This is a genomic window from Streptomyces sp. McG3, from assembly GCF_018619185.1.
GTDB lineage: Bacteria > Actinomycetota > Actinomycetes > Streptomycetales > Streptomycetaceae > Streptomyces.
Window position 1 is genome coordinate 1 of record NZ_JAAXYC010000135.1, and the last position, 20959, is coordinate 20959.

Consider the following 20959-nt stretch of genomic DNA (forward strand, 5'->3'; position numbering starts at 1 on the left):
CGGGGGGACCACCGCCCCCGGTCGGCCCACCGGCCCCGGGCCGTTCGTCGACCCCGGTCCGTTCGTCGACCCCGGACCGTACGCCGACACCCAGGTGGTCCGCTCCAAGGAGGACGTGTGGTCCACCGTGCTGACCGTGTCCGTGGCGGGCGCGTCGCTGGTGGCCGGGGTCGGCCTGGCCGCCGGGTGGCTGCTCTCCCGCCGCCTGCTGGCCCCGCTGCACACCATCGGCCGGGCCGCCGCCCGTGCGGGCGAGGGGGACCTCTCGTACCGCATCCACGCCACCGGCCCGAACGACGAACTCCGCTCGCTCGCCGACACCTTCGACGACACCCTGGACCGGCTGGAACGCTCCTTCGCCGCCCATCAGCGCTTCGCCGCCAACGCCTCCCACGAACTGCTCACCCCCCTGGCCACCACCCGTACCGCACTGCAACTGGCGGCGGCCGACGGTTCGGGCCGGGAACTGCTGCGGCTCGCCCCGCGCCTGGCCGCCGTCAACGAACGCAGCATCGAGATCGTGCACGGACTGCTCCAGCTCGCCGGGGCCGAGCACGCCCGCCCGGACACCGAGCCGGCCGACCTCGCCGAGATCGCCGCGGAGACCTGTCGGGAGCTGGCCGGGCGGGCGCGGTCCGCCGGGATCACCCTGGAGACGGATCTGGAGACGGGGCGCCTGTTCGCGGGCAACACCGCGCTGCTGCGCCGTCTGGTGCACAACCTTGTCGACAACGCGCTCACGCACAACGTCCCGGAAGGGCATGCGGGCGGCTGGGTGCACGTGGCCGTCTTCGGCGACGGGCCGGTGTCCCTGGAGGTCGCCAACTCCGGCCCCCCGCTGGATCCCGAGCGCACCGACCGCCTCTTCGAACCGTTCCACCGGGCCGCCCCCCGGGTGCGCAGCGACCGCACGGGGCACGGCCTCGGCCTGGCCATCGCCCACGCGGTGGTACGCGCCCACCACGGCACGATCACCGCCATCGCCAACCCCGACGGAGGGTTGACCGTACGGGTGGATCTCCCGGCGGACGACTGATCCGGTGATCCGGCCGTGGCCCACCGGGCCCGACGTGCTCAGACCGCGGGCGAGGACCGGAACCTGCGGCGGTACTCCGTGGGCGTCGCGTTCAGCCGCCGCCGGAAGGCGCGTACCAGGGTGTCCACCGTGCCGAACCCACAGACCGACGCGATGCGTTCGAGGGTGGCGTCGGAGGACTCCAGTTCATTGCGCGCCTTCTCGACCCGGACGGACTCGATGTACGCGTGCGGGGTCGTGTTCAGCTCGGTCCGGAAGATCCGGGTGAGGTGGCGGTCGCTGACGTGCGCGTGGGCCGCGAGGTCCACGACGGTGAGCCGGTGGCCGATGTTGCGCAGGATGTGGTGGCGGAGGTCCTCGATGCGCCGCGTCGCCGAGATCTGCTCCAGCGGAACGCTGAACTGGCTCTGGCCGCTCGGCCGCTTCAGATACATCACGAGCTGACGGGCGACCCGCAGGGCGACGGCCTCGCCGAGATCGTCGGCGACGAGGGCGAGGGACAGGTCGAGGCAGGCACTGATCCCGGCCCCGGTCCAGACGTCGCCCTCGCGGATGAAGATCGGGTCGGCGTCGACCTCGATCTCCGGGTGTGCGGCGGCGAGTTGCGGTGCGGTCGACCAGTGGGTGGTGGCGCGCCTGCCGTCGAGCAGCCCGGCGGCGGCCAGCAGATGCGCCCCGACGCAGACGGAGGCCACCCGCCGGCTCCGCCCGGCGAGTTCCTTCACCCGCTCCACCAGCGCGGGGTCGACGAGGGCGTGCACCCGCCGTTCGCTGTCGACCTCCACCGAGCCGGGCACGATGAGGGTGTCGATGCTCCGCCGGGCGGCCTCGTCGAAGGTGAGGTCGGGGAGGACGCGGACCCCGGCGCCGGTGGTGACGGGGTCCAGCGAATCGGCGGCCAGGACGACCTCGTAGCCGTCCGCGTCCTCGGCTTCGCGCCGGGCGAGCGAGAACACCTCCGGCGGACCGGTGACGTCGAGCAGGTCGACGCCCTCGAAGAGGACGATGACGACGCGTCGTCCGACGGTTCCCATGCCCGACCTCCGTGATCAGCCGTACGTCCGGTGGCGGCCGCCGCCAAAGACGCATGTCGGTATCTGCATGTTAGACGTCATTGCGGACATCCCGGCCCGGGCCCTAGCGTCGGGAGCAGCTCGCCGGCCGAGCGACCCGAGCGCATCCCTTCCCGACGTACGACCCCGAGGCGGTACACCCATGTCCCGAACCACCCTGCGCGAACTCAACGGCTTCGACGCGACCCCGGCCACGCTCGCCGGCTCCACGCTGGTCCTGGTCGACTACCAGAACACCTACACCCGCGGCGTGATGGAACTCGACGGCTGGCAGGACTCGCTGGACGCCGCCGCACACCTGCTGGCCCGGGCCCGCGGGGCGGGGACCCGGGTCGTCCACGTCATCAACGACGGCGGCGAGGGGACCCCGTACGACATCCGGGCCGAGATCGGACGGATCCACCCGGCCGTCGCCCCGGCCGACGGCGAGACCGTCGTCGTCAAGAAGGCTCCGGACTCGTTCCACGGCACCGACCTGGGCGAGCACGTCCCGGCGGGCGGGGACGTGATCATCGCGGGCTGGATGACCCATATGTGCGTGGCGTTCACGGCCCAGGGCGCGTTCCTGCGCGGCAACCGCCCCACGGTCGTCGCCGACGCCTGCGCGACCCGGTCGCTGCCGGTCGCCGGGACCGACCTCGACGCCCGCCAGGTGCACGACGCCGCGCTGGCCACCATCGGCGACCTGTACGGGGTGGTCGTCCCGACGCAGAAGTCCCTGGCATAGGGCATAGGGCTCTCGTCCGGACCAGGCCGGGAGGGGGTGGGCTGCGGGCCGGAAAATCCACGCGCGCCCCCTGCGTACCGCGTGATACACCTCCCTGCCATGACCGACCTGGTGACCGAGCGGCTCGTCCTGCACCCGATATCCGTGGCCGAGGCCGAACAGATGGTGGCGGGCGAGCCGGACGCCGACACGGCCTGGGAGCCCGGATTCCCGGCCGAGGACGACGTGTCCGTGGCCGGGCGCTTCCTGGAACGCTGCTCGGCCACGGGCGATCCCCGGCCGTTCGGCCCGTACGCGATCCGCCGCCGCTCGGACCACCGGGTGATCGGCGGTGTGGACTTCCACAGCCCCCCGGACGAACACGGCCACGTCACGATCGGCTACGGCGTCGTCCCATCGGCCCGGGGGCAGGGGTACGCCTCCGAAGCCCTCCGCGCCCTCCTGTCGTTCGCCCGGGCCGCCGGCGTCGTCTCGGTGAAGGGCGACGCCGACCACGACAACATCGCGTCCCAGCGCGTGATGACGGCGGCGGGAATGCGTCCGGTCGGGGAGGACGAGCGCGTCACCTACTTCGCCGTCACCTGGGCCGGTACGGCGACGTGAACCCGGCCGGCCGGACGCGGTCCCGCTGCTCCCGCGTCAGGGGGTGGCACCGCCGTGGTGCCTCGGCACGGTCACGCCCCGTCGACAGCCGCGTCCCTCGCGTGACGTCGGATCACCGGCCGTCCGTCACGTCCGGTCACCAGCACCGAGCGCAGATGGGCCCGCAGCGTCCTGCGCACGCGTTCGTCGCCGAGTGATCCGTGCGGTGTGACCGCGTCGAGGACCAGACGATGAGACGCGAAAAGGGGCGGCAGGCCCGAAGACCCACCGCCCCTTTGTTCACCGGGGGTTACTGAATGACCGTGATCCGGTCCGTCGCCGGCGGGGCCAGCGGGGCGGCGGCCGTGGAGTGGGCCGCCAGGTAGGCGTTGAACAGGTCCAGGTCGGAGGCGCCGACCAGCTTGTTCGTGCCCGCGCCGAGGGCCGCGAAGCCGTCGCCGCCGCCCGCGAGGAACTCGTTCATCGCGACGCGGTAGGTCTTGGCCGGGTCGATCGCCGCACCGTTCAGCCTGATGGTGCCGGCGACCACGCGGTCCGCGCCGCTCTTCGTCAGGTCGAGGGTGTAGGTGAGCCCCTCGGAGACCTGGAGGATCTTCGGGCTGGCCTCGTTGGATCCGCTGACCTGCTGCTGGAGCGCGGTGACCAGCTGGGCGCCGGTCAGGTCGACGACGTTCATCATGTTGGTGAACGGCTGCACGGTGAACGCCTCGCCGTACGTGACGACCCCGTCGCCCTCACTGCCGGACGCCTTGTGCACCAGGTCCGCGCGGATACCGCCCGGGTTCATGAACGCGACTTCCGCGCCGCCCTTGTCGGCGGGGGCGAGGCCTTCGAGCTGAGCGTCGGCGATGACGTTGCCGAGCGGCTTCTCGGGGGCCGTGGAGCCGCGGCCGTTGATGTCGGCGCTGATCCAGCCCTGCGGCTTGCTCGCGATCGGGGCGGCGAGCTTGTTCCAGCGGTCGATCAGGCGCGTCATGTCGCTGGCCTTGGCCTGGTCCCGGGTCACGACGTGGTTCGCGGACTTCACCGACGTACGGACGATGTCCTTGGTGCGGCGGTCGTAGGTGAGCGTGGTGTCCGTGTACAGCTTGCCGAACGACGAGGCCGAGGTGACCATGCGCGGCTTGCCCGACGGGTCCGGGACGGTGCACACGTACGCCTGGTGGGTGTGGCCCGTGACGAGGGCGTCCACCTTCGGCGTGATGCCCTTCGCGATGTCGACGATCGGGCCGGAGATGCCGTCGCCCGCGCCGGGGCTGTCGCAGTCGTAGTTGTACGAGGTGGAGGCCGGGGCGCCGCCCTCGTGGATCAGCGCGACGATGGACTTGACGCCCTTGCGGTCCAGCTCGCGGGCGTACTTGTTGATCGTCTCGACCTCGTCGTGGAACTTGAGGCCCTTGACGCCGTTCGCGGTGACGATGTCCGGGGTGCCCTCCAGCGTCACACCGATGAAGCCGATCTTGACGCCGTTCTTCTTCCAGACGGTGTACGGCTTCAGCAGCGGCTTGCCGGTCTTCTCCTTGGTCACGTTGGCCGCGAGGTAGGGGAAGTCCGCTCCCTGGAACTTCTTGCCCTTCTCGTAGCAGCCCTCGACCGGGTGGCAGCCGCCGTTCTGGAGGCGGGCCAGCTCGGCCGCGCCCTCGTCGAACTCGTGGTTGCCGACCGCCGAGACGTCCAGGTCGAGGCCGTTCAGCGCCTCGATCGTCGGCTCGTCGTGGAAGAGGCCCGACAGCAGCGGGCTCGCGCCGACCATGTCGCCGCCGGCCGCCGTGACGGAGTACGGGTTGCCCTTGCGCGCGGTGCGCAGCGAGGTCGCCAGGTACTCGACGCCTCCGGCCGGGATCGCCTTCACCGTGCCGTCGGGCTGCGTCTCGGAGACGTTGCCCGCCGAGCCGGCCGGCGGCTCCAGGTTGCCGTGCAGGTCGTTGAACGACAGCAACTGCACGTCGACGGTACGGGGCTTGTGGCCGTGCCCGTGACCGTTGCCCCGGTCATGGGCGCCGGCCGGCATCGCGGCGACGAGGGCGCCCACGGTGGCCAGACCGGCCGCGGCGGCGATCACCCGCCGTGTCGCACGGTTCTTCTGCGGAGTCGCTGACATCGGTCCCCTTGTGTGTCAGTGCTGTCGGTGGCGTCGGTGGTGTCAGTCGTGTCGCTGGTGTCACGTCTGGGATCCTGCGTGCCGCAGCCTAGGGTCAACGCGCGTAGCGCAACAGGTGTTCGGGGTTACGGACTGGTTGCCATCCGGCCAAATGGCTCGTCAGGAACGTTCCCGCACCCGCCTGTATCACCCGTATGACTCATATATCCGGGCAGAAACGTCACGGCACGCATCACCACCGAAAGCCCGGGCGCCATGACCTACGGACGGAGGTCCCGGAACTCCCCACAGCCCGCAGCACCGCCACCCCGCCGCGCCGCCGCCGGGCGCACCGCTCGCCGTACGCTCGGAGGCATGACGACTGACGCACCCCTCCCCGCCCCCGGACGCGAGGTCCAGACCCTCGACGCACTCGACTCCGCGCAGGCCGACACCGTCCTCGCCCTGCTCGCCGAGGCCGCCCGGTCCGACGGCCGGCAGGCCGTCTCCGAGCAGGGCAGGCTCCGCATCCGGGGCGGACACCGCGACGGCGTCCGGCACTTCCTGCTCACCGTCGACGGGGCGCTCGTCGGCTACGCCCAGCTGGAGGACACCGACCCGGTCGAGGCCCCGGCCGCCGAGCTGGTCGTCCACCCCGACCGGCGCGGCCACGGACACGGCCGGGCGCTCGGCGCGGCCCTCCTCGCGGCGACCGGCAAGCGGCTGCGGGTCTGGGCGCACGGTGGCAGCTCCGCCGCCCGCCACCTGGCCCAGGTCCTCGGCCTCTCCCTCTTCCGCGAGCTGCGCCAGCTCCGGCGCAGCCTGGTCCCGCTCGACCTCGCGGAGCCGGTGCTCCCGGAGGGCGTCACCGTACGGACCTTCGAGCCGGGCCGTGACGACGCCGCCTGGCTCGCCGTGAACCGAGCCGCGTTCGCCCACCACCCCGAGCAGGGGTCCCTGACGCAGCAGGACCTGGACGACCGCAAGGCCGAGCCCTGGTTCGACCCGAAGGGCTTCTTCCTGGCCGAGCGGGACGGGGAGATCGTCGGCTTCCACTGGACGAAGGTGCACGCGGCGGAGCAGCTCGGCGAGGTGTACGTGGTCGGCGTGCTGCCCGAGGCCCAGGGCGGTGGCCTCGGCAAGGCGCTGACCTCGATCGGGCTGCACCACCTGGCAGCCGAGGCGCTGCCCACCGCGATGCTCTACGTGGACGCGGACAACACGGCGGCCGTGACGGTGTACGAGCGCATCGGCTTCACCACGCACGAGGTGGACCTGATGTACCGCACGGAGTCCTGACACGCACGTACCGACACGCACTACTGACGCCCACGTACTGACAGCCCGCCGGACGGGCCGGGGGCGGCGTCACTTGACGCCGTCCCCTTCTTTGCACCACACTTTCACTACTCAATTAGTGAAAGGGTGGTGTCCATGAGCGAGTCCGCAGCGGTCGAGTTCCGCATCGACCGGCGCAGCGGCGTCGCCACCTACCTCCAGATCGTCCAGCAGACGAAGCAGGCCCTGCGCCTGGGCGTGCTCGAACCGGGCGACCGGCTGCCGACCGCCCGCGAGGTCGTGGAAGCCACCGCGATCAACCCGAACACGGTCCTCAAGGCCTACCGCGAGCTGGAACGCGAAGGCCTCGTCGAGGCCCGCCGCGGGCTCGGCACCTTCGTCCGCAGGACGCTGGGCACGCTGGGCGGCGCGGCCGACGCGACCGCCGCCGACGCACCGCTGCGCACCGAACTCGCCGACTGGGCCCGCCGGGCCCGGGCGGCCGGCCTGGAGAAGGACGACGTCGGCGCGCTCTTCACCGCCGTACTGGACAGCACGTACAAGGGGGACGAGGAACGATGACCGGCGTCGCGATCGAGGCACACGGCCTCGGAAGGACCTATGGGCGCGGAGGCGGCGGCCACCGCGCCCTGCACGACTGCTCGTTCCGGCTGCCCGCCGGCCGCGTCTGCGCCCTCGTCGGGCCCAACGGCGCGGGCAAGTCGACCCTGTTGAACCTGGCGGCAGGGCTGGACCGCCCCAGCGCCGGGTCCCTCACCGTCCTCGGCTCCACCACCCCCGGCGACGTACGCGACCGCATCGCCTTCGTCTCCCAGGACAAGCCCCTGTACCCGCAGCTCACCGTCGCCGACACGCTGTGGGCCGGGGCCGAACTGAACCCGGGGCGCTGGGACCGTGCCACCGCCGACCGGATCGCCGGACCGCTGCCGCGAAAGGCCCGCGTCCGCACCCTCTCCGGCGGGCAGCGGACCCGGCTCGCGCTGGCCCTCGCACTCGGCAAGCGGCCCGAACTGATGCTGCTGGACGAGCCGATGGCCGACCTGGACCCGCTCGCCCGGCACGAGCTGATGGGCGTCCTGATGGCGGAGACCGCCGAGCACGGCACCGGCATCGTGATGTCCTCGCACATCCTCACCGAACTGGAGGGCGCCTGCGACTACCTGCTGTTCGTCGACGGGGGGCGCGTCCGGCTCGCCGGCGAGGCCGAGGACATCGTCTCCGCCCACGCCCTCCTCACCGGCCGGGCCCGCGACCTTTCCCCGCACACCGTCGTCGAATCCCGCACGACGGGCCGTCAGCTCACCGCGCTCGTCAGGAAGGAGGGCCCCGTGGACACCACCGCCTGGGCCGTCACGGAACCGTCCCTGGAGGAGCTGCTCCTCGCCCACCTCCGCTCCCCGGACGCCCCGCCGCTGCTGACGCCGAGCGCTTCGGCCGGGGCGCGTGCGGAGGTGACGTCCGCGTGAGCACGCTCACCCGCCCGAAGACCGACACCGTCACCACGGCCTCCACCACCCTGCGCGGGCCCGTCCGGGTGCTGCTGCGCCTGCACCGCAAGGCCCTGTGGGCGGGCGCCGCCCTGCTGGTCATCGGCATCGGCATCGTCGTCGCGCTCAGCGTCTGGATGGCATCCTCCCCGGTGCGGTGCGCCAACGGCGACACCACCCGGTGCGGCGACGACATCTTCGTCTCCAGCTACGCCCACACGTCCACCGAGACCTTCCTGGCCGACGGTGGTGGGGTGCTGCTCCTGCTGGCCGGGCTCATCGGCGTCTTCGTCGCGGGCCCGCTGATCGCCCGCGAGCTGGAGAGCGGCACGTTCCGGTTGGCCTGGGCACAGGCCGTCTCCCCCGCCCGCTGGCTCGCCGCCCGGCTGGCCGTACCCGCCGCACTCACGGTCACCGGCCTGATGGTCCTGGTCATCGTCTACCGCTGGGGGCTCCGGGCGCTCCGGGCGGGCCCGAACAGCCCGGGGCTCAGATGGCACGCCGAGGGCGTGTTCCCCGGCACCGGGCCCGCGATCCTCGGCTACGCGCTGCTGGCCGTGGCGGTAGGCGCGCTGTGCGCGGTACTCGTCCGGCGCACCCTGCTGTCCGTCTCCGTAACCGCTCTCGTGCTCGGGGCGGTGGCCGTCTGCCTGGGCACGTGGCGCTACAAACTGTGGCCCTCCGCCTTTCGGAAGAGCGACGGGGTCCTGGATTACGAGGCCGGCGACTGGCCGATCGACTCCGGGATGCTCACCGCCTCGGGCGAGAGGCTGGACTGGCAGGACTGCTTCGAGGCCAACATGACGCAGAGCGCCGAGGCCTGCATGCGCGACCGGGGCGGCATCGGCTACTTCGCCGACTACCACCCCGCCTCCCACTACTGGCCCCTCCAGCTCGTCGAGACCGGCATCCTCCTCGCCCTCGCCGCCCTCGCCGTGTTCGCCGCCTTCCGGGTCCTGCGCCGCCTGCACGGCTGAGCGGACCCGCCCGCCAGAAGACCGCCGTCCGGGCCCCACGAGGGGTGGGCCCGGGCGGCGAGCACGTAGGCCCGCCCCCGATGGCGGCCCGGCGCGCCGAACACGTACGCCCGCCCCGGGAGCAGCACCGGAGCACCGAACACGTACAGTGACGGCGAGACCCACCCGCAGGCACACCGCTTCCTGTACGTCATGTCGCCGTTACCGGCCATTCAGACGCCCTTGCGACCCTCACGGGATGCAGCCAGCTGTGCCCGCCCCCCGCCGCAACGGGAGAGCCCGGGGAAACGCCGCTCAGGGCTCCCCCGGCCGTGACCCGGGGTTTCCCGGGCCTTCCGCGATCTTTCCGGGCTCCGACGCGCCTGAGGAGCGCTCAGCGCGGAACAATAGGTCCATGAGCCAGCAGCCCAGCTCCGAGGTCCCGGTCCAGCCCGCCGCCCAGCCGTCCGTCGGCTCACTCGCCGCGCACCGGCCGCACGCCACCCCCGCGCCCAACGGGGTCGGCTTCTCCACCGCCGCCGATCTCGATCCCGATCTGGACGCCGACGCGGACGCCTACGAGCCCGACCGGGACGGCGACGAGCTGCCCCAGGGCCGCTTCCTGGACCGCGAACGCAGCTGGCTCGCGTTCAACGAACGGGTCCTGGAACTCGCCGAGGACCCGGCCACGCCCATCCTGGAGCGGGCCAACTTCCTCGCCATCTTCGCGTCGAACCTGGACGAGTTCTTCATGGTCCGGGTGGCCGGCCTCAAGCGCCGCATCGCCACCGGCGTCGCCACCCGCTCCGCCTCCGGCCTCCAGCCCCGCGAGGTCCTGGACCTCATCTGGACCCGCTCGCGCGAGCTCATGGCCCGGCACGCCGCCTGCTACCAGCAGGACATCGCCCCGGACCTGTCCGACGAGGGCATCCAGCTGATCCGCTGGCCGGACCTGACCGAGAAGGAGCAGGCCCGCCTGTTCACCTTCTTCCGGCAGCGCGTCTTCCCGGTCCTGACCCCGCTGGCCGTCGACCCCGCGCACCCCTTCCCGTACATCTCCGGGCTCTCCCTCAACCTCGCCGTCGTCGTCCGCAACCCGGTCAGCGGCCACCGGCACTTCGCCCGGGTCAAGGTCCCGCCGCTGCTGACCCGCTTCCTGGAGGCCTCGCCCCAGCGGTACGTCCCCATCGAGGACGTCATCGCGGCGCACCTGGAGGAGCTGTTCCCGGGCATGGAGGTGCTGGCGCACCACATGTTCCGGGTCACCAGGAACGAGGACCTGGAGGTCGAGGAGGACGACGCGGAGAACCTCCTCCAGGCCCTGGAGAAGGAGCTCATGCGCCGCCGGTTCGGCCCGCCGGTCCGCCTGGAGGTCGAGGAGTCCATCGACCCGTACGTCCTGGACCTGCTGGTCCGCGAGCTGAAGGTGTCCGACGCGGAGGTCTACCCGCTGCCCGGACCGCTCGACCTGACCGGTCTGTTCGCCATCGCCTCGCTGGACCGGCCGGAGCTGAAGTTCCCCAAGTTCATCGCCGGCACCCACCGGGACCTGGCCGAGGTGGAGTCCGCCTCCGCACCCGACATCTTCGCCGCCCTGCGCGAGCGGGACGTCCTGCTCCACCACCCGTACGACTCGTTCTCCACCTCCGTCCAGGCGTTCCTGGAGCAGGCGGCGGGCGACCCGGACGTGCTGGCCATCAAGCAGACCCTGTACCGCACCTCCGGCGACTCCCCGATAGTGGACGCCCTCATCGACGCCGCCGAGTCCGGCAAGCAGGTCCTCGTCCTCGTCGAGATCAAGGCCCGCTTCGACGAGCAGGCCAACATCAAGTGGGCCCGCAAGCTGGAGGAGTCCGGCTGCCACGTCGTGTACGGACTCGTCGGGCTGAAGACCCACTGCAAGCTCTCCCTGGTCGTCCGCCAGGAGGGCGACACGCTGCGCCGCTACTCCCACGTCGGCACCGGCAACTACCACCCCAAGACGGCCCGGCTGTACGAGGACCTCGGACTGCTCACGGCGGACCCGCAGGTCGGGGCGGACCTCTCCGACCTGTTCAACCGGCTCTCCGGCTACTCCCGACGCGAGACCTACCGCCGCCTCCTGGTCGCCCCGAAGTCCCTGCGCGACGGGCTGATCGCCCGGATCAACAAGGAGATCGCCCACCACCGCGCGGGCCGCCCCGCCTACGTCCGGATCAAGGTCAACTCGATGGTCGACGAAGCGATCATCGACGCCTGCTACCGGGCCGCGCAGGCGGGCGTTCCCGTCGACATCTGGGTGCGCGGGATCTGCGCGATCCGCCCCGGCGTCGCCGGGCTCTCCGAGAACATCCGGGTCCGCTCCATACTCGGCCGCTTCCTCGAACACTCCCGGGTCTTCTCCTTCGGCAACGGCGGCGAGCCCGAGGTGTGGTTCGGCAGCGCCGACATGATGCACCGCAACCTCGACCGCCGGATCGAAGCCCTGGTCCGGGTCACCGACCCCGCCCACCGCGCCGCACTCAGCCGACTCCTGGAGACCGGTATGGCCGACACCACCGCCTCCTGGCACCTGGGCCCCGACGGGAACTGGACCCGGCACGCCACGGACGCGGACGGCCAGCCGCTGCGGCACGTCCAGGAAATGCTCATCGACGCCCGGAGGCGCAGGCGTGCGACGCCCTGACCAGCAGACGACGACCCGGCCGACGCCGGACGCGGCCCCCGGCACCCCACCGGACGCGCCGCCCACCGACGCCACGGGACCGAGGGCACGGCAGCTCGCCGGCACCACGGGACCGGAGGAACAGCGCCTCGCCGACCCCACGGGACCGAGGGCACGGCAGCTCGCCGGCACCACGGGACCGGAGGCACGGCAGCTCGCCGGCACCACCGGTGCGGCTCGTCCCCCGGACCCCAGCGGCTCCCGCCCCGCCGGCTCCCGCCCCAGCGGCTCCCGCTTCGCCGGGGACCTGACCACGGAGGCGGTCCTCGCGCCCTACCTCCGGGGGCAGGCCGCGGACTTCCTGCGGAGCCTGCGCCTGCACCACGAGCACAGCGCCCCCGCGGACTCCGGCGGCCACGACGCCGCGGCCGCCACCCGCGCACTGCGCCGCTCGGCCCGCCGGATCAGCGGCGCTCTGCACACCTTCCGGGCCGCGCTCGACCCGCTCTGGGCCGATCAGCTCCGCGCCGAACTGGCCTGGCTCTCCGGCATCCTCGCCCGTGAACACGCCTACGCCGGCCGCCTCACCCGGCTCGTCGAGGCCCTGCACCAGCTCTCCGGCCCGGCTCTCCCCGCCGCCCGGGGCGTCCGGGCCGCCGGGGAGAGCGCCACCTCCGACGCCCAGGGCCGCGCCGCCCTCGGGGTCGGCGCCGCACGGGCGGGGGCGCTGCTGGAACGCCGCCTCACCCTCGCCCGGACCCGGTCCCACTCCGCGGCCCTCCAGGCGCTCGGCTCCTCCCGCTTCCACGCGGTCGCCGACGCCGTGGCGCTCCTGGCCTCCGACGTCCCCCTGGCCCCCGGCCCCGCGGGCCGGACCGCCGAGGCCCTCCTGGAGCCCGCCGAACGCGCCGAGCAACGCCTCCTCACCGCCGTGGCCGCCCTGCCGCCCGGCGACACGGAGCCGTACAACGAGGCGCAGGACGCGGCGTGGCACCAGACCCGCCTGCTGCTGCGGCTGCACCGGTACGCCCACGAGGTCGTCCTCGGCGCCACCGACCCGGCCCTGACCGGCGCGGGCCACGCCCTCGACCTGCACCGGGACGCCGTGGAGGCGGCCGGGGCGGCGGCAGCGGCGGCCCGCACCCCCCGGATCGCCCCGGCCACGGCGTACGCGCTGGGCGTGCTCCACGCGGACCAGCGCCACGAGGTGGAGGCGGCACGGGCCGTGTTCCGGGAGACCTGGCCGTACGCCGCGGCCCTGAGCACCCCATGAGCGGGGACCCGGGGGCCACCGGGCCCACGAAGAACCGCACCGGCACCGTCCTGGCCGCGGGCTGCGTGCTGTGGCGCCGCGCCCCGGACGGGGACGGGGACGGGGTGGAGGTCTGCCTGGTCCACCGGCCCCGCTACGACGACTGGTCCTTTCCCAAGGGCAAGCTGAAACGCGGCGAGGACCCGCTGGCCGCCGCCGTACGGGAAGTGCTGGAGGAGACCGGTCACCACTGCGCCCCGGGGGACCGGCTGCCGACCTCCCGCTACCCGGTGGACGGCCGGCCCAAGGAGGTCGCCTACTGGGCGGCCGAGGCGACCGGCGGCTCCTTCACCGCCAACGACGAGGTGGACCGCATCCTGTGGCTGGCCCCCGACGCCGCCCGCGTCCGGCTCACCCAGCCCCGCGACGTCCGACAGCTGACCGCGCTGCTGGACACCCTCGCCGCGCCCTGATCCGCGTTCCGAACCGCACCCCGGCCGCCATCCTGATCCGTGCCCCGGCCACCGCGCCGATCCGTGCCCGGCCACTGCCCCGATCGGTACGCCGGCCGCCGCCCCGGGCCGGCCCGCACCCGCCTGCCCGACACGGTTCACCTGCCGTTCACTCTCCCCCGTCGGCGGCTTCACCTGTTCTGCCTAATTTCGGACGTACACGGTGCGCGGCGGCAAGCCACAGCACCGCTCCTCATCGCACGCCGTCGTAGAACGAACTGACCACGGCGGCTCCTGGAAGGAACACCCGAAAGTGAAGCTTCAGCGCAAGAACCGGCTTCGTGCCACCGCGCTCGGTGCCCTCGCCGTCTCCGGCGCCCTGGTCCTCACGGCGTGCGGTTCGGACGACAACACCGGTGGCGGTACGGCCGGGACGGGCGAGAAGACGACCGCCGCGTCGAACGTCGACTGCGGCAAGGCCGAGGGCCAGCTGCGCGCCTCCGGCTCCAGCGCCCAGAAGAACGCCATGGACCTCTGGGTCAAGAACTACATGGCCGCCTGTTCCGGCGTGGAGATCAACTACAACTCCTCCTCCTCCGGCGAGGGCATCGTCGCCTTCAACCAGGGCACCGTCGGCTTCGCCGGCTCCGACTCGGCGCTGAAGCCCGAGGAGGTCGCCGACTCCAAGAAGATGTGCAAGACCGGCCAGGGCATCAACCTGCCGATGGTCGGCGGCCCGGTCGCGATCGGCTTCAAGCTGGAGGGCGTCGACAGCCTCACGCTGGACGCCCCGACCCTCGCCAAGATCTTCGACACGAAGATCAAGAAGTGGAACGACCCGGCGATCGCCAAGCTGAACGAGGGCGTCGAGCTGCCCGACAAGGCGATCCAGGCCTTCCACCGCTCCGAGGACTCCGGCACCACGCAGAACCTCGGCAAGTACCTCGGCGCCGCGGCCCCGAGCGACTGGAAGTACGAGGCCGAGAAGAAGTGGCCGGCCCCCGGTGGCCAGGCCGCGTCCGGCTCCTCCGGCGTCGCCGCCCAGGTCAAGCAGGTCGACGGCTCGATCGGCTACTTCGAGCTCTCCTACGCCAAGTCCCAGGACATCCCCACCGTCGACATCAACACCGGCGGCGCCACCCCGGTGAAGGCCACGTCGGAGAACGCCTCCAAGGCCATCGCCGCCGCCAAGATCAAGGGCACCGGCAAGGACCTGGCGCTCGACCTCGACTACACCACCAAGGCCGAGGGCGCCTACCCGCTGGTCCTGGTGACGTACGAGGTCGTCTGCGACAGCGGCAACAAGCCCGAGACGCTCGACACCGTCAAGTCCTTCCTCTCCTACGCCGCCTCCGACGACGGCCAGAAGATCCTGACCGACGCCGGCTACGCCCCGATCCCGGCCGAGATCAACGCCAAGGTCCGCGAGACCATCGGCTCCCTCTCGTAACACCCGGGGCGGCCGGGCCCACCCGGCCCGGCCGCCCACCGGCGTAACCGTCACCGGCGCCCCGCGCCACCGACGCGACACGTCACCGGCAGGCCGGCCCGGCGCACCCCTCCGGACCGGCCCGCCTCCCGCCCACTCTCCATCCGGTGCACCGCCGCCAGGGGAGCACACCGCTCCCCCACACAGACCGGAAAGACCATGGCTTCCACCACACCGATAGACACGCCACCGGCGCCGCCGGTCCCGCGGCCCAGCCCCCGGTCCACCGGGCGCATGGGCGACAAGATCTTCCTGGGCCTCTCCCGCGGCTCGGGCATCCTGCTGCTCGTGATCATGGCGTCGATCGCCGTGTTCCTCACCTACCGCTCGGTGCTCGCCATCTCGAAGGACGAGGGCAACTTCCTCACCACCTTCGACTGGAACCCGGCCGGCGACCCGCCGGTCTTCGGCATCGCGGTCCTGCTCTTCGGCACCGTCGTCAGCTCGATCATCGCGATGGTCATCGCGGTTCCGATCGCTGTCGGCATCGCCCTGTTCATCTCGCACTACGCGCCGCGCAAGCTGGCCGCCCCCGTCGCGTACGTGGTGGACCTGCTGGCCGCCGTGCCGAGCATCGTCTACGGCATCTGGGGCGCGCTCGTCCTGGTGCCGTACCTGGAGGGCCTGAACCTCTGGCTCGACCAGTTCTTCGGCTGGACGTACATCTTCGAGAAGACCGAGGTCGGCGTCGCCCGCTCGCTCTTCACCGTCGGCATCCTGCTCGCGATCATGATCCTGCCGATCGTGACCAGCGTCAGCCGCGAGGTCTTCCTCCAGGTCCCGAAGATGAACGAGGAAGCCGCGATCGCGCTCGGCGCCACCCGCTGGGAGGTCATCCGCCTCTCGGTGCTGCCCTTCGGCCGCTCCGGCGTCATCTCCGCCTCGATGCTCGGCCTCGGCCGCGCGCTCGGCGAGACGATGGCCGTCGCCACGGTCCTCTCCCCGAGCTTCCTCATCTCGCTGCACGTGCTCAACCCGGGCGGCGGGACGTTCGCCCAGAACATCGCGGCCAAGTTCGGCGAGGCCGACGCGTTCGGGCGGGACGCCCTGATCGCCTCCGGCCTCGTCCTCTTCGTCCTCACCCTGCTGGTCAACGGCGCGGCCCGGCTCATCATCGCCCGCCGCAAGGAGTACTCGGGGGCCAACGCATGAGCCACGCACCCACCGGCGTCATCGAGCGCCCGACGCCCGCATCACCCGGTCCCCAGAGCAGCCTCGGCAGCCGCTCCCTGCCCCGTCTCGCCCCGCTCGGCTTCGCCGTCGTCTCGGTCGCGCTCGGCGTCGGCGTCTCGCTGGCCGCCGGCTGGGAGAGCCGCATCCAGTGGGGCATGATCTCGGCCCTGCTCTTCCTGGCCATCTCGTACGTCGCCACGACGGTCGTCGAGAACCAGCGCCAGGCCAAGGACCGCCTCGCCACCAGTGTGATGTGGGTCTGCTTCCTGATCGCCGTCGTCCCGCTGGCCTCGCTCCTGTGGACGACGATCGTCCGCGGCTCGGAGCGCCTGGACGGCTACTTCCTCACCCACTCGATGGCCGGTGTGCTCGGTTCCGAGGCCAGCGGCGGCGTCTACCACGCGCTGATCGGCACCCTGGAGCAGGTCGGCATCGCCACGGTGATCTCCGCCCCGCTCGGCCTGCTGACCGCCGTGTACCTCGTCGAGTACGGCAAGGGCTCGCTGGCCAAGGCCGTCACGTTCTTCGTCGACGTGATGACGGGCATCCCGTCCATCGTGGCCGGTCTCTTCATCCTGTCGATCATGCTGATCGCCAACCTGGAGCCCTCCGGCCTGATGGGCGCGCTGGCGCTGACGATCCTGATGATCCCCGTCGTGGTCCGCTCCACCGAGGAGATGCTCAAGCTCGTCCCCAACGAGCTGCGCGAGGCCTCCCTCGCCCTCGGCATCCCGAAGTGGCGCACCATCCTGAAGGTGGTCCTGCCCACCGCGATCGGCGGCATCACCACGGGCGTCATGCTCGCCATCGCCCGTATCGCCGGTGAGACCGCGCCGATCATCCTGCTGGTCTTCGGCAGCCAGCTGATCAACTCGAACCCCTTCGAAGGCGCCCAGTCCTCGCTGCCCTTCTACATCTACGAGCAGTACAAGATCGGCGAGGCCGCGTCCTACGACCGCGCCTGGGCCGCCGCCCTGGTGCTGATCGCCTTCGTCATGATCCTGAATCTGGTGGCCCGCGGCATAGCCCGCTGGAAGGCCCCGAAGACCGGTCGCTGACGCGGCCACAGCGACCCCCCGAAAGAAGCAGTGATTTCCATGGCCAAGCGCATCGACATCAGCGGCCTCAACGCCTTCTACGGCAGCCACAAGGCCATCGAGGACATCTCGATGACCGTGGAGCCCCGCTCCGTGACCGCCTTCATCGGCCCCTCCGGCTGCGGCAAGTCCACCTTCCTGCGCACCCTGAACCGGATGCACGAGGTGACCCCCGGCGGCCGCGTCGAGGGCAAGGTGCTGCTGGACGACGAGAACCTCTACGACTCCAACGTCGACCCGGTCACCGTGCGCCGCACGGTCGGCATGGTCTTCCAGCGCCCGAACCCCTTCCCCACCATGTCGATCTTCGACAACGTGGCGGCGGGGCTGCGGTTGAACGGCAGCTACCGCAAGAGCGAGCTCAACGACGTCGTGGAGAGGTCCCTGCGCGGCGCGAACCTCTGGAACGAGGTCAAGGACCGCCTCAACAAGCCCGGCTCCGGACTCTCCGGCGGCCAGCAGCAGCGCCTGTGCATCGCCCGCGCCATCGCGGTCGAGCCGCAGGTCCTGCTGATGGACGAGCCGTGCTCGGCGCTGGACCCGATCTCGACGCTCGCCATCGAGGACCTGATCGGCGAGCTGAAGGAGCGCTTCACGATCGTCATCGTGACGCACAACATGCAGCAGGCGGCCCGTGTCTCGGACCGCACCGCGTTCTTCAACCTCTCCGCGGTCGGCAAGCCCGGCCGGCTCATCGAGATAGACGAGACGGAGCGGATCTTCTCCAACCCGTCGGTCCAGGCCACGGAGGACTACATCTCCGGCCGCTTCGGCTGAGCCGGACTCCCCCAGCCTCCCGCGGTGCTGCATGGCGGTGCCACCACAAGGCGAAAGGGTCCGCCCCCGTTCCGTTACGAGAACGGGGGCGGACCCACACGTGTAACCGGGCTTCCACCCTGCTCAGCCGAAGAGCAGGAGAACCGCTCCGTAGCTGAGCGCGGCGACCAGCGCCGCGGCCGGCATGGTGATGAACCAGCCCAGGATGATGTTCTTCGCGACGCCCCAGCGCACCGCGTTCACCCGCTTGGTGGCCCCGACGCCCATGATCGCGGAGGTGATGACGTGCGTCGTCGAGATCGGCGCGTGGAACAGGAACGCCGAACCGAACATGATCGAGGCGCCGGTCGTCTCCGCCGCGAAGCCCTGCGGCGGGTCCAGCTCGATGATCTTGCGGCCGAGGGTCCGCATGATGCGCCAGCCGCCCGCGTACGTACCCAGCGAGAGCATCAGCGCACAGGCGATCTTGACCCAGACCGGGATCTCGTCGTTGGGGCCCTCGATGTCCGCGATGACCAGGGCCATCACGACGATGCCCATGGTCTTCTGCGCGTCCTGGAGGCCGTGGCCGAGCGCCATGCCCGCCGCCGAGACCGTCTGCGCGATCCGGAAGCCGCGCTTGGCCTTGTGCGGGTTGGACTTCCGGAATATCCACATGATGCCGACCATCACCAGATAGCCGGCGATCAGGCCGACGAACGGGGAGATGAACATCGGGATGACGACCTTCTCCAGCACCCCGGACCAGATGACGTCCGTGCCGCCGGCCAGCGCCGCCCCGACCATGCCGCCAAACAGGGCGTGCGAGGACGAGGAGGGGAGGCCGTAGTACCAGGTGATGAGGTTCCAGATGATCGCGCCGACCAGCGCCGCGAACAGGATCCCCATCCCCTTCTGCCCCACGGGCGTCGCGATCAGGCCCTCGCTGACGGTCTTGGCGACCCCCTGGCCCAGGAAGGCGCCGGCGAGGTTCATCACCGCCGCCATCGCCAGAGCCGCACGCGGGGTCAGCGCCCGGGTGGAGACCGAGGTGGCGATGGCGTTCGCCGAGTCGTGGAAGCCGTTCGTATACGTGAAGCCGAGCGCGACACCGATGGTCACGATCAGCGCAAAGGTGTCCACGAGGTTCAGGACTCCTTGACCGCGATGGTCTCCACGGTGTTCGCGACGTGCTCGAACGCGTCAGCCGCCTCTTCCAGCACATCCACGATCTGCTTGAGCTTCAGCACCTCCATGGCGTCGTACTTGCCGTTGAAGAGCTGGGCCAGCAGCTTGCGGTGGATCTGGTCGGCCTGGTTCTCCAGACGGTTGACCTCGATCCAGTACTCGGTGAGGTTGTCCATGGTCCGCAGCCCCGGCATGGCCTCGGCGGTCAGTTCCGCCGCCCGGGCCAGCACCTCGATCTGCTGCTCGACGCCCTTGGGGAGCTCCTGGACCTGGTAGAGGACGACCAGGTCGACGGCCTCCTCCATGAAGTCCATGATGTCGTCGAGCGAGGACGCCAGCTTGTAGATGTCCTCGCGGTCGAACGGCGTGATGAAGGAGGAGTTCAGCTGGTGGAAGATCGCGTGGGTGGCATCGTCCCCCGCGTGCTCCGCTGCCCGCATACGCTCCGCGATCTCGACTCGGGAGGCAGAATCCGCCCCGAGCAGTTCCATCAGGAGTTTCGAGCCCGTGACAATGTTGTCCGCGGACGCGGAGAACATGTCGTAGAAGCTCGTCTCCCTGGGGGTCAGACGAAAGCGCACGTGGGGTCCTCGGGATGCTTTGGATTCGGTCAGGCTGATGCTAGGCGCATCATCCGGCCACGGCTAACCGGCGTTCTTCAGTGTCGCCCATCGAACAGGCCGATCAGCACGGACCCCCGGTCACGGTTCGGCGGGATTCGTTACCATATACCCGGCAGGGGTATCCATACGGCACGGTGCGAGGGGTACGGGGCAGGGCGGCGGAACCGTCCGGCACGGCCCCCACGGCACAACAGCGGGCCCGGGGTTCCGCATTTCCGCGTTCCGGCAGGGACACTTACCGGCAGGGACACTCAGAGGACAGCAACGGGAGGACGCAGATGACCACGACCGGGACCACAGGGACGGAATCAACGGGCGTGGGCGCCCCGGACGCGGGGGCGGCCGCCCCTGCGGACATCGTCACCGACCACGACCGCGGCATTCACGGCTACCACCACCAGAAGGACGAGCACCTCAAACGGCTCCGCCGCATCGAGGGCCAGATCCGCGGCCTCCAGCGCATGGTCGACGAGGACGTCTACTGCATCGACATACTCACCCAGGTGTCGGCGTCCACCAAGGCGCTCCAGTCCTTCGCCCTCCAGCTGCTGGAGGAGCACCTGCGCCACTGTGTCGCCGACGCGGCCGTCAAGGGCGGCGAGGAGGTCGACGCGAAGGTCGAGGAGGCCACGAAGGCCATCGCCCGCCTGCTCCGCACCTGATGCGCGACCCCGTGAGCGATGGCGGTGCGGAGGGAAAGGGCGTCACCCCCGGCGAGCGGCCTGCCGGGGGACCGTCGCCCAGGACTCCGCGCCGCGCACGTCGAGCACTTCGTCGATCCGATCGGGACTGAGGCGTTCCTCACCCGCCGCCGACGCGGCGATCATCAGCTCGCCGCACAGCTCGATCTCGGCGAGGGCCACACAGTCCTGAGCGTTCGGAGCGCTGAGCGTCACCACCTGCGTCACCTCTCTCTGCCGTCTCCCGGCCGTCACCGGCCCCTGGCACACCGGCTTCCCAGCCTAGGGAGCGCGATAGGCACCGCGCATGGCACGGACGGACCATTTTCCGCCCCCTCCCAACC

At 71.3% G+C, this 20959-nt stretch carries 20 protein-coding genes; 15 read left to right on the top strand and 5 right to left on the bottom strand.

Translation table 11 applies throughout. The features are described from left to right. On the top strand, nt 1–1036 hold a 1036-nt coding region (locus tag HET64_RS21445; protein WP_215107967.1), incomplete at its 5' end, for a HAMP domain-containing sensor histidine kinase. A gap of 38 nt (nt 1037–1074) precedes the next feature. On the opposite strand, the gene HET64_RS21450 is transcribed toward HET64_RS21445, so the two are convergent. Then, nucleotides 1075–2070, bottom strand: a complete 996-nt coding sequence (locus tag HET64_RS21450) for a GlxA family transcriptional regulator (RefSeq protein WP_215107969.1) — start codon at nt 2068–2070, stop codon at nt 1075–1077. Between the two features lie 181 nt (nt 2071–2251). Between HET64_RS21450 and HET64_RS21455 the strand changes: the two genes are divergently transcribed. Continuing rightward, nucleotides 2252–2836: an isochorismatase family protein gene (locus tag HET64_RS21455; protein ID WP_215107971.1), complete on the top strand. Its 585-nt coding sequence runs from the start codon at nt 2252–2254 to the stop codon at nt 2834–2836. 99 nt (nt 2837–2935) lie between these two features. Beyond that, nucleotides 2936–3439 (top strand): GNAT family N-acetyltransferase, encoded by a 504-nt coding sequence (locus HET64_RS21460; RefSeq protein WP_215107973.1) that lies wholly within the window; start codon nt 2936–2938, stop codon nt 3437–3439. A gap of 289 nt (nt 3440–3728) precedes the next feature. Here HET64_RS21460 and HET64_RS21465 read toward each other — a convergent pair whose 3' ends face one another. After that, on the bottom strand, nt 3729–5540 hold the full coding sequence (locus HET64_RS21465) for a bifunctional UDP-sugar hydrolase/5'-nucleotidase (RefSeq protein ID WP_215107975.1): 1812 nt from the start codon (nt 5538–5540) through the stop codon (nt 3729–3731). A 354-nt stretch (nt 5541–5894) separates the two neighbouring features. Here HET64_RS21465 and mshD point away from each other — a divergent pair, with 354 nt between their 5' ends. From mshD to pstB, 11 genes are all read left to right on the top strand, one after another. Further along, nucleotides 5895–6818, top strand: a complete 924-nt coding sequence (gene mshD / locus HET64_RS21470) for a mycothiol synthase (RefSeq protein ID WP_215107977.1) — start codon at nt 5895–5897, stop codon at nt 6816–6818. 135 nt (nt 6819–6953) lie between these two features. Next, nucleotides 6954–7379, top strand: a complete 426-nt coding sequence (locus HET64_RS21475; RefSeq protein WP_215107979.1) for a GntR family transcriptional regulator — start codon at nt 6954–6956, stop codon at nt 7377–7379. After that, nucleotides 7376–8284, top strand: a complete 909-nt coding sequence (locus HET64_RS21480) for an ABC transporter ATP-binding protein (protein WP_215107981.1) — start codon at nt 7376–7378, stop codon at nt 8282–8284. Before HET64_RS21475 ends, HET64_RS21480 begins: the two co-directional genes overlap by 4 nt. Further along, on the top strand, nt 8281–9282 hold the full coding sequence (locus HET64_RS21485; protein ID WP_215107983.1) for an ABC transporter permease: 1002 nt from the start codon (nt 8281–8283) through the stop codon (nt 9280–9282). Before HET64_RS21480 ends, HET64_RS21485 begins: the two co-directional genes overlap by 4 nt. Nucleotides 9283–9676: 394 nt before the next feature. Beyond that, nucleotides 9677–11926, top strand: coding sequence for an RNA degradosome polyphosphate kinase (locus HET64_RS21490; RefSeq protein WP_215107985.1), 2250 nt, complete (start codon nt 9677–9679; stop codon nt 11924–11926). Further along, the gene (locus tag HET64_RS21495) at nt 11913–13178 is read left to right on the top strand and encodes a CHAD domain-containing protein (RefSeq protein ID WP_215107987.1); all 1266 of its coding nucleotides are present in this window, start codon (nt 11913–11915) and stop codon (nt 13176–13178) included. The genes HET64_RS21490 and HET64_RS21495 overlap by 14 nt, the downstream gene beginning before the upstream one ends. Then, entirely contained in the window at nt 13175–13630 is a 456-nt protein-coding gene (locus tag HET64_RS21500; RefSeq protein ID WP_215107989.1) for an NUDIX hydrolase, read from the top strand. Before HET64_RS21495 ends, HET64_RS21500 begins: the two co-directional genes overlap by 4 nt. 292 nt (nt 13631–13922) lie before the next feature. Next, complete coding sequence (gene pstS, locus HET64_RS21505) at nt 13923–15059, top strand: phosphate ABC transporter substrate-binding protein PstS (protein ID WP_215107991.1); 1137 nt, start codon at nt 13923–13925, stop codon at nt 15057–15059. 198 nt (nt 15060–15257) lie between these two features. Continuing rightward, nucleotides 15258–16250: a phosphate ABC transporter permease subunit PstC gene (gene pstC / locus HET64_RS21510; protein ID WP_215107993.1), complete on the top strand. Its 993-nt coding sequence runs from the start codon at nt 15258–15260 to the stop codon at nt 16248–16250. Beyond that, on the top strand, nt 16247–17329 hold the full coding sequence (pstA, locus tag HET64_RS21515; protein WP_215107995.1) for a phosphate ABC transporter permease PstA: 1083 nt from the start codon (nt 16247–16249) through the stop codon (nt 17327–17329). Before pstC ends, pstA begins: the two co-directional genes overlap by 4 nt. A 39-nt stretch (nt 17330–17368) precedes the next feature. Continuing rightward, nucleotides 17369–18145 (top strand): phosphate ABC transporter ATP-binding protein PstB, encoded by a 777-nt coding sequence (gene pstB / locus HET64_RS21520; RefSeq protein ID WP_215107997.1) that lies wholly within the window; start codon nt 17369–17371, stop codon nt 18143–18145. Between the two features lie 123 nt (nt 18146–18268). Here the strand turns inward: pstB and HET64_RS21525 are convergent, their stop codons facing one another. Beyond that, the gene (locus HET64_RS21525; RefSeq protein ID WP_097910235.1) at nt 18269–19267 is read right to left on the bottom strand and encodes an inorganic phosphate transporter; all 999 of its coding nucleotides are present in this window, start codon (nt 19265–19267) and stop codon (nt 18269–18271) included. Nucleotides 19268–19272: 5 nt separating this feature from the next. Then, on the bottom strand, nt 19273–19893 hold the full coding sequence (locus HET64_RS21530) for a DUF47 domain-containing protein (RefSeq protein ID WP_007449359.1): 621 nt from the start codon (nt 19891–19893) through the stop codon (nt 19273–19275). A gap of 320 nt (nt 19894–20213) precedes the next feature. Between HET64_RS21530 and HET64_RS21535 the strand changes: the two genes are divergently transcribed. After that, on the top strand, nt 20214–20597 hold the full coding sequence (locus HET64_RS21535; RefSeq protein WP_251145654.1) for a metal-sensitive transcriptional regulator: 384 nt from the start codon (nt 20214–20216) through the stop codon (nt 20595–20597). 42 nt (nt 20598–20639) lie between these two features. On the opposite strand, the gene HET64_RS21540 is transcribed toward HET64_RS21535, so the two are convergent. Continuing rightward, nucleotides 20640–20843: a hypothetical protein gene (locus HET64_RS21540; RefSeq protein ID WP_215107999.1), complete on the bottom strand. Its 204-nt coding sequence runs from the start codon at nt 20841–20843 to the stop codon at nt 20640–20642. Nucleotides 20844–20959: the final 116 nt, after the last annotated feature.